The 14,311-nt window shown below is 43.1% G+C and carries 12 protein-coding genes and 3 pseudogenes; 10 read left to right on the forward strand and 5 right to left on the reverse strand.

Features of this window, described 5'->3' with window-relative positions; all coding sequences use genetic code 11:
• Positions 1-103: 103 nt before the first annotated feature.
• From tnpA to DXD92_RS18670, 4 genes and pseudogenes are all read left to right on the forward strand, one after another.
• Entirely contained in the window at positions 104-445 is a 342-nt protein-coding gene (tnpA, locus tag DXD92_RS18665; RefSeq protein ID WP_173841882.1) for an IS66 family insertion sequence element accessory protein TnpA, read from the forward strand.
• Entirely contained in the window at positions 438-791 is a 354-nt protein-coding gene (gene tnpB, locus DXD92_RS02055; protein WP_118639954.1) for an IS66 family insertion sequence element accessory protein TnpB, read from the forward strand. The genes tnpA and tnpB overlap by 8 nt, the downstream gene beginning before the upstream one ends.
• 152 nt (positions 792-943) lie before the next feature.
• Positions 944-2,560: pseudogene (tnpC, locus tag DXD92_RS02060) on the forward strand (IS66 family transposase).
• Positions 2,561-3,434: 874 nt separating this feature from the next.
• Entirely contained in the window at positions 3,435-5,360 is a 1,926-nt protein-coding gene (locus DXD92_RS18670) for a hypothetical protein (RefSeq protein WP_199696565.1), read from the forward strand.
• Positions 5,361-5,618: 258 nt separating this feature from the next.
• Here the strand turns inward: DXD92_RS18670 and DXD92_RS02070 are convergent.
• Positions 5,619-6,158, reverse strand: a pseudogene (locus DXD92_RS02070) (helix-turn-helix domain-containing protein); the annotation flags it as partial.
• A 233-nt stretch (positions 6,159-6,391) separates the two neighbouring features.
• Here DXD92_RS02070 and DXD92_RS02075 point away from each other — a divergent pair.
• The 3 genes and pseudogenes from DXD92_RS02075 to DXD92_RS02085 all read left to right on the forward strand — a co-directional run.
• Positions 6,392-6,646 (forward strand): hypothetical protein, encoded by a 255-nt coding sequence (locus DXD92_RS02075; RefSeq protein WP_330415425.1) that lies wholly within the window; start codon positions 6,392-6,394, stop codon positions 6,644-6,646.
• Positions 6,639-6,917: a DUF4160 domain-containing protein gene (locus DXD92_RS02080; RefSeq protein ID WP_055227426.1), complete on the forward strand. Its 279-nt coding sequence runs from the start codon at positions 6,639-6,641 to the stop codon at positions 6,915-6,917. The genes DXD92_RS02075 and DXD92_RS02080 overlap by 8 nt, the downstream gene beginning before the upstream one ends.
• 502 nt (positions 6,918-7,419) lie before the next feature.
• Positions 7,420-7,602, forward strand: a pseudogene (locus tag DXD92_RS02085) (AAA family ATPase); the annotation flags it as partial.
• A 140-nt stretch (positions 7,603-7,742) separates the two neighbouring features.
• On the opposite strand, the gene DXD92_RS02090 reads toward DXD92_RS02085, so the two are convergent.
• Together DXD92_RS02090 and DXD92_RS02095 are read right to left on the reverse strand one after the other, a co-directional pair.
• Positions 7,743-8,915: a sensor histidine kinase gene (locus DXD92_RS02090; protein WP_118639955.1), complete on the reverse strand. Its 1,173-nt coding sequence runs from the start codon at positions 8,913-8,915 to the stop codon at positions 7,743-7,745.
• Positions 8,912-9,559: a response regulator transcription factor gene (locus tag DXD92_RS02095; RefSeq protein WP_022461282.1), complete on the reverse strand. Its 648-nt coding sequence runs from the start codon at positions 9,557-9,559 to the stop codon at positions 8,912-8,914. Before DXD92_RS02095 ends, DXD92_RS02090 begins: the two co-directional genes overlap by 4 nt.
• Positions 9,560-9,692: 133 nt before the next feature.
• On the opposite strand from DXD92_RS02095, the gene DXD92_RS19435 reads away from it, so the two are divergent.
• The 3 genes from DXD92_RS19435 (at position 9,693) to DXD92_RS02110 (ending at position 11,768) form a co-directional block, all read left to right on the forward strand.
• Positions 9,693-9,836, forward strand: coding sequence for a CD1871A family CXXC motif-containing protein (locus DXD92_RS19435; RefSeq protein ID WP_055218540.1), 144 nt, complete (start codon positions 9,693-9,695; stop codon positions 9,834-9,836).
• Entirely contained in the window at positions 9,829-10,743 is a 915-nt protein-coding gene (locus DXD92_RS02105; protein WP_118639956.1) for a 4Fe-4S binding protein, read from the forward strand. The genes DXD92_RS19435 and DXD92_RS02105 overlap by 8 nt, the downstream gene beginning before the upstream one ends.
• An 83-nt stretch (positions 10,744-10,826) precedes the next feature.
• Complete coding sequence (locus tag DXD92_RS02110) at positions 10,827-11,768, forward strand: TlpA disulfide reductase family protein (protein ID WP_118639957.1); 942 nt, start codon at positions 10,827-10,829, stop codon at positions 11,766-11,768.
• Between the two features lie 370 nt (positions 11,769-12,138).
• Here DXD92_RS02110 and DXD92_RS02115 read toward each other — a convergent pair whose 3' ends face one another.
• Positions 12,139-13,608 (reverse strand): PTS transporter subunit EIIC, encoded by a 1,470-nt coding sequence (locus tag DXD92_RS02115; RefSeq protein WP_117804788.1) that lies wholly within the window; start codon positions 13,606-13,608, stop codon positions 12,139-12,141.
• A 210-nt stretch (positions 13,609-13,818) separates the two neighbouring features.
• A complete protein-coding gene (locus DXD92_RS02120; RefSeq protein ID WP_118639958.1) occupies positions 13,819-14,298 on the reverse strand; it encodes a PTS sugar transporter subunit IIA in 480 nt (159 codons plus the stop codon).
• Between the last annotated feature and the right edge of the window lie 13 nt (positions 14,299-14,311).

Consider the following 14,311-nt stretch of genomic DNA (forward strand, 5'->3'; position numbering starts at 1 on the left):
ATTATGGGATATTTTTTGGGGCAACACAATCCGTCGAATTATTTTGCACTTACTTTTATTCTGCTACAATCTCCTTAAAACTCAGGAGGTATTCTATATCACTATGAATAAAGAAGAAAAAGCAAAACTCTGGTCTGACCGTATCCAACAATACCAGACCAGTGGACAAACATGTAAACAATGGTGTACAGAAAACGGTATCCCTTTATCTACGATGGGATATTGGATCCGCAGATTTGCAAAAGAAGAGCCGGCATCCGAATCTGAACAGGATATGGTCTTTGTCAGACTTCCATCTGAACAGGAAGCTGCCAGAAAGCTGCTCTCTGAGGAATCTTCATCGGTGCGTATTTTTATTTCAGACAGTATCCGTATTGAAATATCTGATTCCTGCAGACCGGAACTGATGGAATCTATACTGGGATTCCTGCAGCGCCATGCTTGACCTGGCAGGAGGGACAACGGTATATCTTTCCTGCGGAGTCACTGATCTGAGAAAAAGTTACAATGGTCTGGCCGCCATCATCAAATTAAAATTTCACCTCGACCCATACTCACGCTGCATGTTTGCGTTCTGCAACCGTCGGCGTACTTCTATAAAGATCCTTCAATGGGACGGGTCCGGATTCTGGAGCCTGATGAAACGGCTCGACCGTAATGCTTTTCAATGGCCGGATACTCCAGATGAACTCCGTCAGGTGACTCTGAAAGAGATCCACTGGCTGTGTGACGGGCTCTCTTTAAATCCCAGGGGTGCATTTGAGGAACACCATCCAAAGATCATCCTGTAAGCATAAGACAGCGGAGCTGTCAATCCCGTAAAAATTATGAAAAACAGGGCATTTCCCAGCGTATTTCCTATATCTGGAAACGCAGTTTTTTATAGGAAAACAGCTGGAACCATGATATACTTTTTATAACGCTAAAGCAGGGAGGACAGGACATGGAACCGATCTTTACAGATAAACAGCTGAATAACATGAGCCGTGAAGATCTGATCTCATTGATGAAGATCATACAGGAACAGACAAAGAAGAAGGATACAGAGATCCAGCTGCTGAAGGATAAACAGAAAGAACTCGAATTCTTAAATGCCATGCTCTCTGACCGTCTTACCCTTGCGCAGAGAAAACAGTTTGGGGCATCCAGTGAAAGGTATGCCGAAGACTATGAACAGATGAACCTGTTCAATGAGGCAGAAGCCAATGCGGATGCGGAAACAGAGGAACTTTTTGAAGAGATCCGGTCATCCTCTTATAAACGTAAAAAAAGAAAAGGAAAGAAGGAAGAAGATCTTTCCAATTTTGAGATCGTTGAGACCAGGACCTATAAACTGGAAGGGGAAGCCCGTTACTGTCCGGCATGCGGATCCATGAAACGTCCGGAAAAAGAACCTTCCCTGATCCGTGGGAGCATTGCTACACCTTCCCTCGTAGCAGGTATCATGAACGCTAAATATGTAAACGGGATGCCTCTGGCACGTCAGGAAAGAGAGTTTGCCAGATATGATCTCGATCTCTCCACAAAGACTATGGCGAACTGGATCATAAACTGTGCAGACAGATACCTGAAACCGCTGTATCAGCTGATGAAAGAGGAACTTCTGGAAAGCAGATATATCCATTGTGACGAAAGCCGGATCCAGATACTCGGAGAACCGGATCAGAAAGGGACGACCCAGAACTGGATGTGGGTATATCTCACAGATGAATTCAGTGGTTCCCCGCAGATGGTACTCTTCGATTATGAAAGGACCCGTGCGGGATATCATCCTGTAAACTTTTTAGGGGACAGGTTTCATGGGTATCTGACCTGTGATGGATATCAGGCTTATCACAGTTTAGGAGAAGGTATCATAGTAAGCGGGTGCCTTACCCATGCAAGACGACGTTTTGATGCAGCCCTCACAGCATAAAAAAAAGACTTTACAAAAGAACAGCTGAAAGAGACCATTGCATATCAGGCGATGTCAAGGATCGGGATCCTCTATAAGATCGAGGAAATGATCCACAATAAAACACCGGAAGAAAAATATGAGGAGCGCCAGAAACAGTCCCGTCCGGTTATGGATGCCCTGTTTGAATGGCTGCATACGATGGAAGATTCTGTAGACAGGTCTTCCCTTATTGGTGATGCCATTTTGTATACGCTTAATCAGGAAGCATATCTGAAACGCTATCTGGAAGATGGCCATCTCAGTATAGACAACAACAGTGCAGAACGTGCATTGAAAAACTTTGCAGTGGGACGCCGCAACTGGCTGTTTGCCAAAAGTGTACGGGGAGCTGGTGCCAGTGCCCTTGTTTACAGCATTACAGAAACGGCACTTCTGAACCATCTGAAACCATACGCATATCTGACTTATATATTGGATGAACTCAGAAAAATGGGAGCTTTTCCTAAAGAGAAAGAGTTAAAGAAACTGCTTCCATGGTCAGAAGATCTTCCGGAATACTGCCGTACTAAACTAAAAAATAATACTAAGCCATCTGATATAGAATTTGGCAGACAGCCAGAAACAGTATCAGATGGCTTTTATAAAATGTCAATATACGGATGATTACCTACTTACAATTATCAGATAAAGTTCGGATATTATTAGAATTTTATAAATTTAATTACTGGCATCTTACGATGCCAGTAAAAAATAACAAAAAACTTTAGTAAGTTAATTTTAAAAAGCAAAGAGATTAAATTAAAACATATTTTCAGTTGATAGAAAATTAGTGGAGAGATATAATGAAGCAAATTAAATATTATGACAGAGTGTACATGTTTCGAGTGCGAAAGGTAAATAAACAGAAAAATACAGGGAGATTCGCACCGGAAAATGACAGGATGAAGAGAAAAGCGAAGAGAAGCTAGGTGAAAAAGAAAAGCTAGAATGAGAAATTTGGAAAGAATTAATAAAAATAAGAAGTGTTTAGCAGCAAAAATTATTTGAATTTGCAGTCGCCTTCCGTGAAGGCGTGAGTTGAGAAGCTACCTCTGCGCCAGAGGGGGGGATTATAGCTGGTCGCCTTCCGTGAAGGCGTGAGTTGAGAATACTAGCATTTAGACCCTATAAATGTGCTGTTATAGAACGCCTATAAAGATGTTCCTCCTGCTCATTTGAATATTCTTGGAATATAAGTCTTTAATAGCATAAATACGGACCAAGGAAGCTGTATGAGAAGAAACAGAAGAGTAGAAAGTAAATGCTAAAAGAAAAGATATTATAATAGGAAGAAACACGAGTAAAAAATATTATAAAAAGAAAAAAACAAAAAGTCATGAATTGATTGTTATGCTGGAACATAGGTGTTAAAATCAAATTATATTGTAAGTACGGGGTATATATACAGTAATAAATTTGAGAAGTTTGTGAGCGTTATTTGCGTATACAAAAAGTTTGCATTTCCAAGAAAGAATTGTATAGGTTTGGAGGGATGTCAATGAATACAAGAGCGTATATTCCAATGGATTTTTTGAATGTTCCAGGAACACAGCTTGAGAAACTGCCATGGGAGCATGAACAGATATTGCGGCGGTATCTCAGCATGTCACAGCATATTTGTGAATTGGATGAGTTATATAGTATGATGGTTTTTAACTTGGAAAATATGTTTGAGAAATTCTCTTTACAATTTGACGATCGTATATTCGCTAAGAGAGGAGAAACTGTAGATGTGATTCAGATCAATGCGTTGCTTTGCAATGCCGTCAGCGCAGGGCGGACATTGATAGAATCTATGGAGAAATTTGATGAATTCTATATTTCTAAGGATAAAAGTTTTAAGAAAAACTTCATTTCGAAAGCATATGATCAATATTCGGAGTATAAAATTGTAGACTTTCTGCGAAACTATATGCAGCATGGCCATATACCGATTCATTATGATGAAGAAAAAATTTATTTAGATCTGTCAGAAATTCTGGAGACCACACATCTGAAGATGAATACAAATCTAAAAAGGATGTTACAAAAGGCCAAAAAGGATTTGTTAGAGTATGGAGTAGCAGATACAAGACTTTGCTGTGTCCCGCTTTTTTATAAGTATTTTCTTTTGATTCATAGATTGTATCGGGCATTTTATTCGTATGCTGAGTATACATTGATGCAGATAGGAGAAGAAAAGCGAAAATTATTGCAGGATCATCCAGAATATGTACGGCAAGTGGATGAGATTGCTTTTGCGCCAGTTTATCAGGATGAATTGGGGCAGCTTCATGGAGTAGCGGTAGAGGACGGTTATGAAGAGAAAATTCGGGAAAATATAACGTATGCAGAAGAAAAACTTCAGGAATACATAAAAGGAAATGGACAGATCTGCAGTTTACAGATTGACTATTGCCTGGAATATCGTATTCCGGAAATGATCCTGATTCATGAGGAGGAGCTGTCGGAAAATCTGGTGTCTTATTGCAAAAAGCATGGACATGAGATTCGGCATGTTTCTTTTTATACGTATTATAAAGATGATATGGATAGCTATACACGCTATAAAATGTTTCCGTATATCCAATTTGAGGAGGGTGTCGAATGGAATGTCCCATATGACAGGGTGACGATTCGGGATTTCCTTCGCACATTTCCAGAGGCAGAGGAAAAAGGAATTCTTGTACAAGCCAACAATATGGGCGGGGATGGAATACAGATCGCGCAGGCGGTTTTGCAGGGATGGAAAACATTTTTATATCACAGTTCCCAGATATTGGACACGCTGGGAATAAACTCCCTGGCTGATGCAATCGACTGGGCGTCACGGGTAGTTTTTATTTATCAGAGTATTGGATGGCTGAAGAAGTCATTTGGAAAAAGAATCGAGAAGAAACCGACTATTGAGCAATTGGAAGAATATATCAGGAGAGCAGAACGGTGGGAGCTATCGCAGCTTTCATCTACACTGCATGCAGCGCCGGAATTGTTGAAACTGGTATTGAGCGAAGTGGGATATATCAGCCAAGATGGTGAGTTGTTTGTATATGATGAAGTAATAGCTACGCAAAGAAAAGAGGAAGAACGAAAACGTAAGGCAGAAAAAGAAAATTCGCATGGAACCCAGGTAGACTGCAGGAAAATGAATAAGGTGATAGAAGAGCTTAATGTCACGATTTTGTATTATGCAAGTTTACAGAATGAGAAAAAGGCAGAGGAATGTGGGAAAGAGACGAGGATAGGAAAATGCGTGGAGCAGGTGATCTGCAAGTATAGAGAGTTTCTATGGTGGGACGAAGTGAGAGAAGAGCTGAAGGTGAGAGATCCATTGCCGGAAAAATTTACAGAGGAGATCCAAGGAAAGATTTGCAGAGATGTGAGAGCGTTGGAGGAAGAGCTTTCTGGAAAATGCAGGGAATTAGAAAAGAATGGGAGCTTATGAAAATAGAAGAAATGAACATAAGATTACAAATAAAAAGAATAAAAAAGAAATTCTGTAATTTTTTTAAAATAGTGCATATTCCGCAAGAACTGCGCATCCGTTCCAGAGGAACGGAGCGCCATTCCGCTTCAAACTGAGCAAAGCTCAGCAGGTTTATTAGTTACCGTTGTTTACTCTACGATCTCTGCCAGGAAATTCAAGACGATATGCCTTGGATGTCATTCGGCTTAAGCAGGCATCTGCATAGGTGGAATCTCCAGATTGTCCCTGATAAATAAGAGGCGAAATGACCATGTCCTTTTGACGTAGTTCATGCTTTGTCATGTTTATACCAGCCCTGGACGAAGACAGACATTCCTTGTATTTGCGGTCTGCAAAGACAGCATCGTAACGGTATTTGTGAGCAATGGAACAATGATGGATGGCTTTCGGACATCCATTACAGACGTAAGGAGCCTTATCAAGACGGTTACACTGTTCTTTAACGAAATCAGGACAGGTTTGGTTACAGGTTGGACAGGAAGTACACTTAATGTTGCAGAGTATGATTTTCCTGCATACATTTGTTTTTCTGCAGTGATATCTATGAATGCAGAAGTTGTGAGCGTTAAGGAAGGATCCTTTATGATACCAATCACTTACACGATGGAGTTTCACTTCCTTCGAAATAGTTGTAGGATCTTTGCATAAGAAGCGGGCGATATCTTTAAAAGTGCTGCCGTTATTCAGGGAACGCTCAATGTATTTACGGTCTTCAAGGGAAAGATGTTTCTGGTTACCAGGAATATATTTACTCATAGAGATCTCCTTCTACTGCTGTCAGAAGGTCTTCATGAGCATAGCACGAATATATGAAAGATTAAACTCCACTCATGTAGGAGTAAATTCCACCGCATAAGCGGACGATGGAATTTACTTTTGAAATTTTCAGTGAAAGAATTTAGCTTTTAATCACATGACAACGACAGGTTATGATGCTATAATGAGTTTAAAAATAAGAAACGGGGTGACGTTGTATGATGTATCCATATATGACACTGGCAGATGAAACGGAGATTGTTCATTCACAAATTGTTGAAAAAGATGGAATGAAAAAAGTTATTGTAAACTTTGAACGACCAACAGAAGATGGATTTGATTCGGCAAGGTGTGAATTGCCTGATTACAAATGGACAGAACGCCAAGGATATTCGGATGAAGAAATAGCAATGTTTGAAGAACTCCTGCATAGTAATGCTCATTTGCTATACCGGTATGCGGAGAATGGGGGGATTCAAATTGCCTAAATTGTTTATGGTATGTGGATATACGGTATATTTTTGGTCTAATGAAAATGGAGAACCAATTCATGTTCATATATCAAAAGGTAAGCCTACTCCAAATGCGACTAAAATATGGCTTACAAAGTCAGGTGGATGCATTTTGGCAAGTAATGGAAGTAAAATTTCCAAGAAAGAGCTGAATGAATTGATGGAATTTATATCAGCACAGTTTTTCTTTATTTGTGCAAAATGGAAAGAGGCATTTGTGACGGATGAGATAGGATTCTATTGTTAAGCATATTGTAACTTATAGTACATCGGGGACCGGTCCCAAGGCGGTCAATCCAAAAGAAGATCACTATAATTCTGATACAAAGATAAGATTAAAAGATTTTCCTAATATTCCCATGACCTTAGCAAACGAGACACATGGGGGTATGCCCTATGAAAATGAATAGAAAAAGCGAGTAAAACGGCAGGGGTCTCGAAAAGGAGACGGCTGCCGTTTTACTCGCTTTTTACCAGGGTTTTCCAGCAGTACGATAGTTCCCGTCTACTCAGATTTTCATAGGGTCAGACCCCTAGAGTTGCGTGGACCAAAGGCTCTGGGCGACATCCGGGGCGTGACCTACATATACGGAATGTTCTACCGCTTCGGACTGATTGATGTGCCGTAAACGAGGCAAAGCAGAAGATAGGATCAACTTGCCATTTGAGTTCCAAAATGGTAAAATCAAAATGCACTGGGATATAATATCCTTTGCCTGTTAATGTAGCTTCGGAAAGGGCGTGGAAGAATGGCAGCGACGTTAAAACTTCCGGTTGGTATCGAAGATTTTAAGGAAATTCGCCAACAAGGTTTTTACTATATTGATAAGACAAGACTGATTGAACAGCTTCTTGACAGCTGGGGAAAGGTAAATCTTTTTACAAGGCCCCGCCGTTTTGGTAAGACCTTAAATATGAGTATGCTCCGAAACTAACGGATAATGAAAAACAAAGATATGGCGCGCTTGTCCGAATGCAGGACGGAAAATACGCAATGGACGAAGATACGCTGGAATCGGCACTTCAGACATTGCAGAACAGATTATGTCATCGACTGGCTTTTGGGATGATGTCACTGTGTAAAGACTACCTCAAAGATCGTTCCGCCGGACGGGCTGGACTGAACGGTTATTCTGCCGTCATGTACGCGCACGATTTCACGAACCAGGGCCAGCCCAAGGCCTACTCCGCCAAGCTTGCGGCTTCTGGATTTATCTACGCGGAAGAATGGTTCAAATATGCGTTCTTTTAATTCAGCCGGGATTCCGCTTCCGGTATCTTCTACGGACAGGCAGATGTTTTTTCCCTTCCGGTATGCGGTTACGGTAACCTGTCCGCCGAAATGGTTGTATTTGATTGCATTCTCAACAAGATTGTATACCATCCGGTAAATCAAAATGTCACTTCCGACCATCGTGGTATCTTTACAGTTCCCGATCAGTTTTATCTCCTTTTCCTGGGCAAGCGGTTCCAGATCCACCAGTACTTCATCGACAAGGGCGTCAACGGCAATGGTTTCATCCCTGCTTACTGTTTGAAGCTCACTCATATCGAGCAGTGTCTTGACCATTTTGCTGAGCCGGCCGTTTTGCTCCGTCACCATTTTCAGTGTCTGTAAGGTGTCGGCGTCATTGCCCGGATGCGGGGTGGAATGGTATAAATCGAGCTGTACCTGCATGACAGACAGTGGAGTGCGAAGCTCGTGCGCTGCATTTGCCGTAAACTGTCTCTGGATTTCAAAAGCATCTGCGAGACGTTCCAGCATCTTGTTATACGAAATACGAAGCTGGTTCAGCTCTTTTACTTTGTTTTCTTCAATGCGCGAATCGGCCAGATTCTGTGCCTGTACCTCCTCAATTTTTTGGGAGAACTCACGAATGGGTCTGAGTGCATGGCCACTGATAAAATAGGTAGCGACACCGCCAAGAAGGGCCAATAAGGCGGAAAGGATCAGGCTGTTTCTTTTGTAGTCTGCTTTATTGTTGTACACCTGAACAGAGAAATCTCTGGCAAATTCATCCCACTTGTCCTCCGGAATGCTGATATAGATTTGATCGGAACCGTCTGTGGCACCGTCCCCGTCCTGATCTTCGGCATCATCGCCCCGGGCATCTACGGTCTCCTGCAGGGAATCGATATAATAAATTCCGTTTTTATAGACAAGCAGGGTCAGACATCCACAGATGACCGCAATATACAGGGTAATGATACAGGTAAGTCTCCACTGCAGTGATATTTTTTTCATCGGTCGGACTCCTCTCGTATTTGATATCCTTCGCCTACTTTATTCAAAATCGGATCGTATCCAAGTACCGCCCTGAGCTTTCGCCGAAGCGAAGACATATGTACGCGGATGGATCCGCTGAAGCTGTCCACGGAGGCATCCCAGACATGCTCGATCAATTCTTCCTGGCTTACCGGTCTGCCAAGGTGGAGAAGCAGATATTCCAAAATTCCGTTTTCTTTTCTTGTCAGGGAAACCAGGGTTCCGTTGGCATAGGCCTCTCGTTTGATGGTATCGAATTTGATCCCGCCACTTTCCAGACAGACATCCTTCTGCACAAATTTTCTTCTTGTCAGACTGCGGATCCGCGCTTCCAGCTCCTGCAGATGGAACGGCTTTTCCATATAATCATTTGCCCCGGCATCGAGTCCTTCTACTTTGTCTGCAATCTGTCCTCTTGCAGATAAGATCAGCACCTTCGTTTCTTCGTTTTCCTTCCGGAGTTCTTTTAGAAGATCCATTCCGTCCATGCCGGGCAGATTGAGATCCAGGACAATCAGATCATAATTTTCTGCCAGGATGCATTCCAGAGCCTCCGCGCCATCATAGCAGGTATCTACCTCGTACCCGGCGGCGTACAGACTTCTGGCAACTGTGTCACACATTTGTTTCTCATCTTCCACGATTAATAATCTCAAAATTTTTTTCACCTGCCCATTTCTTAACAATGATTTTACAACAGCTATTGTATAATATCAGAGTCAGCTGGTCAATCAATAAAATCAAAGGAGCAACCACATTTTGAAATGCAGAAAAATATCTCAAATTGTTTTAGTTATCACAGGCATAGCAATGATGGGCTATGGCGCCGTCAGAGGGGAAGCGGCTGCTGTGCTTGGGAAAGCAATTAAATTATGTCTGGAGTGTGTCGGAATTGGATAAGAAAAAGAAGTTACGATCAAAGAAAATAGCCGGAATACGCGGGTGGATCCAGGCAGCGGCCACACTGCTTACCAATCCTCATATCCCCAATTTTTTTCAGGGCAAAATATATCAGGGCAAAGCGAAAACGGTATGCGTACCGGGACTAAACTGTTATTCCTGTCCTGCCGCGACGGGAGCGTGCCCCATCGGAGCCTTTCAGGCGGTTGTCGGATCATCCAAATTTAAGTTTTCCTACTACATAACCGGGTTCCTGATTTTACTCGGCGTGACACTGGGAAGATTCATCTGTGGTTTTTTGTGTCCGTTTGGATGGTTTCAGGATTTGCTTCACAAAATCCCCGGAAAGAAATTCTCTACGGCCAGACTGAAGCCGCTGCGGTATCTGAAATATATCATCCTTGTTGTTTTTGTGATTCTTCTGCCGATGTTTGCAACGAATTCGATCGGGATGGGAGATCCGTTCTTCTGCAAATATATTTGTCCGCAGGGCGTTCTGGAGGGGGCGATCCCGCTTTCCATCGGAAATGCCGCAATCCGGTCTGCACTGGGCAAGCTGTTTTCGTTTAAATTCGGTATTCTGATTACGGTTGTCGTGCTCAGCATCTTGTTTTACAGACCTTTCTGCAAATGGATCTGTCCTCTTGGGGCAATCTATTCCTTATTTAATAAGGTAAGCTTTTTACATATCACGATTGAAAACAGCAAATGCGTCGGATGCAACCAGTGTTCCAGGTCATGTAAAATGGATATCGACGTGTGCCGGACCCCAAATCATCCGGAATGCATCCGATGCGGAGCCTGCATCAAGGCCTGCCCGAAGGATGCGATCCACTATCAGTTTCTGGGAAAAACGTGTCAGAAAAAGGACACCGGAGATCAACAGTCAGAGATCAGAAACCATTGATCAGCAGCAGATCACGAAGTATCGAAGGATGATATTGAATTCTTGTTTTTTACATTATACTATCTTAAAAGGAGCCATAACTTATGAAAACCAAAAGAACTTTTATCCCTGTTTTTACACTCAGCGTAGCATTATTACTTACCGCATGCAACGGAAAAGAGGCTGCAGACACAAAGAAAACGCAGACAACACAGACGGAATCCGGCACAGAAGCTGTTACGGGATCTGTTGCGGAATCCGGAACCGAAACGGCAGGGGCTTCCGGCACAAAGCTGGACGATTTATATCAGCAGGAAAACCAGATTTTTGCAGATCATGCGGATGTATGGAATAAGGTGTTTGGCATGATGAATAAAAGCACGGCTGATCCGAGCGGAAATTATGGGGATTATCTGGCAGACACGGTTGAAGCCAACAAGGACTCTTTTTCAGAGGACGAGCTGAATACACTGACGGATGATATTGCAACGATACGAAAAATCGAGGAACAGATAGCGGAAATGGAAAATGGCAATACAGCATCGGAAGATAGCAACGCGAAAAACGATTCCGAAGAGGCATCTCCGTTCCGGGATTTTTCGGGTCAGGATTATGATGGCAACACAGTTGACGAAAGTCTGTTTTCCAAAAATGCGGTAACGGTCGTGAATTTCTGGTTTACCGGCTGCAAGCCTTGTGTTGCTGAGTTATCCAAGCTGAACGAATTAAACGATGCAATCAAATCCATGGGAGGCGAGGTTGTAGGCATCAACACAGAAACCTTCGACGGAAATCAGGATGCGATCAAAGAAGCAGCAGCGGTTCTTGAAAGCCAGGGTGCGAAATACCGCAATTTTTCCATTGACTCTGCTTCCGCTGCAGGAAAGTATGCTTCCGATATTATGGCATTTCCGACCACAATCTTAGTCGATCGAAATGGAAATATTGTGGGAGAACCGATGCTCGGCGGAATCGACAATCAGGAGAATTATGATACGCTGATGAAACAGATCCAGTCCGTGATTGATGCAGACAGCGCGAAGTAAGACGAGAGCTGCGGCGTTTTTTGGGAGAGAAAATGGGAGTGCGAAAAAACAAAGTTACGTTTTTTCGCACTCCTTTTCATAACAAGATTTTAAAAAAATACATTTACGAAACGATGTACTGTGCTGTACCTGTCCCGAAAAGCTGCTCGGTGCTTAGAACAAGAGCTGAGGTCACACGGCGATTCCCCACATATATGCACACGTTTTCGGAACCACCAGTAATCCGACCTTTGGTTTTGATAGCAGCCATTTGACAAACAACAGCCGGGTTCCTGCTCTGCGAAAGGGCAGAAAATAAGGAAAACTTTGCGCAATTAAAAGGAGCATACCGCAGCAGCGATATGCTCCTTTTGAACTACCTGGGTAAATATTATTCACAAAGTTTGGAGAAAGCGTCAGCTACGAACTGAACTTTTGTTCCAACGATAACCTGTACAGAGGTTTTGCCAGGTTTGATCACGCCTGCCACGCCGGCAGATTTGATTACCTTGTCGTTTACGGCAGTGATATCTTTCACTTCCAGTCGCAGTCTTGTAACGCAGTTATCAATGCTTGTGATGTTTTCTTTTCCGCCGCAGCCTTCCAGAATTTTAGCTGCGATTGCGGTATAGTTATCACTTGCCAGTTCTACTTTTTTCTCTGCTTCGAGATCGTCATCTTCGCGTCCAGGAGTCTTCAGATCCCATTTCTTGATAGCAAACAGGAATACGAAGTAGAATACGAGGAATGCTGCGATTCCAAGCGGAATGATCAGCCATATTTTCTGTGCTGCGGGCAGTGAGGATGAGAACAGGAGGTCCATAGCACCGGCGGAGAAGCTGAATCCTGCACGGAAGCCGAGAGCAACTGTGATCATAGTAAAGATACCATACAGTAATGCATAGATTACGTACAGAACAGGAGCAAGGAACATAAATCCGAACTCAAAAGGTTCTGTAACGCCACAGATGAATGCGCAGACTGCAGCAGAAGCTACCAGACCGATCGCAGCTTTTTTCTTTGCAGGTTTTGCACATCTTACCATAGCAAGTGCAGCACCAGGAATACCGAACATCATACATGGGAAGAATCCGGACATGTACATACCAAGGCTCCAGGTTACATCAGCAGATGTTTCACCAGCCCAGAAGTGCTTCAAGTCACCAAGACCGATCGTGTCAAACCAGAATACATTGTTCAGAGCGTGATGTAATCCGGTCGGGATCAGCAGACGGTTCAGGAATGCATAGATACCGGCACCGACAACATCAAGGCTGACAATAGATTTACCGATTGCTACCAGAGCACCGAACAGTAATGGCCATACCAGTAACAGAACAGCAGATACAACGATAGAAACAACACCGGAAACAATTGCTACACAGCGTTTGCCGCTGAAGAAGGATAACCAGTCCGGAAGCTTGGTGTCTTTGAAACGGTTATAGCAGGCAGATCCGATGATACCGGCCAGGATACCGATGAACGGGTTTTCGATCTTGTCAAAGGCCAGCGTCTTTGTAGCACTCTCAGCGATGGACGGGATGATAGTTGTAACAACTCCGGTAGAAAGAAGTGTTGTGATCATCAGCCAGGATGCCAGAGCTGCGATTCCGCCGGTACCGTCATTCTTTTCTGACATACCGACACCAACGCCGATTGCAAAGAGAATTGCCATGTTGTCGATCAGAGCTGCTCCTGCTTTTACGAGAAACAGACCGATCAGGTTTACTGCGCCCGAGATCTCGCCGCCCTGCATCGTTGCCGGACACAGCCGGTATCCGATACCCATCAGGATACCGCAGATCGGCAGTACTGCTACAGGAAGCATGAGGGCTTTCCCTAGTTTCTGAAGAAATTTCATATATTTCTCCCTCCTTAAAAGATAATTTATATAACTGGATACCTCCAATTAGATACGTGAATTTACCGAATCCATCCAATATACTTACAAAAGCAAGTGCAGAAAAGACATTGAGAGTGCATTTCACAAAAGCAAGTGAGAAAAGACTTCAAGCGTACATTTCATAAAAGAAGAGGATGAAGATTCATCTGACGAAAGATCAAAAAAAGATCAGGAAATACTGAGAACGGCTTCGTCTAAGGAAACTTCGCCCTCTTTTTTCAAGCTGATTTTCCCGTAATCATCGGTATTGCAAATCAGTACCGGAGTGACTGTGTTCAATCCGGTCCCGGTGATCTTGTCCAGATCGACATCCATCAGAAGATCTCCTTTTTTGACCTGATCGCCGGCTGCAACGTGTGCGGTAAACGGTGCGCCCTTTAGTGTAACCGTATCCAGGCCGATGTGGATCAGGATTTCGGTTCCGGAGCTGCTTATGAGCGTGATGGCATGAAGAGTATCAAATACCATGGCTATTTCACCGTCTGTCGGTGCATAAATTTTTCCCTCAGACGGAATCACTGCAAATCCGTCCCCCAGGATTTTTTCGGAAAAGGTAGGATCCGGGACTTCGGAAAGCGGAACTACTTTTCCTTTGCAAGGTGCGTAAAGAACATTTTCTTTGTTCTTTCCTTTTAGAAAATGAAACATAAAATTGATATCT

The organism is Blautia sp. TM10-2, from assembly GCF_003480845.1.
Taxonomy (GTDB): Bacteria; Bacillota; Clostridia; order Lachnospirales; family Lachnospiraceae; genus Fusicatenibacter; species Fusicatenibacter saccharivorans.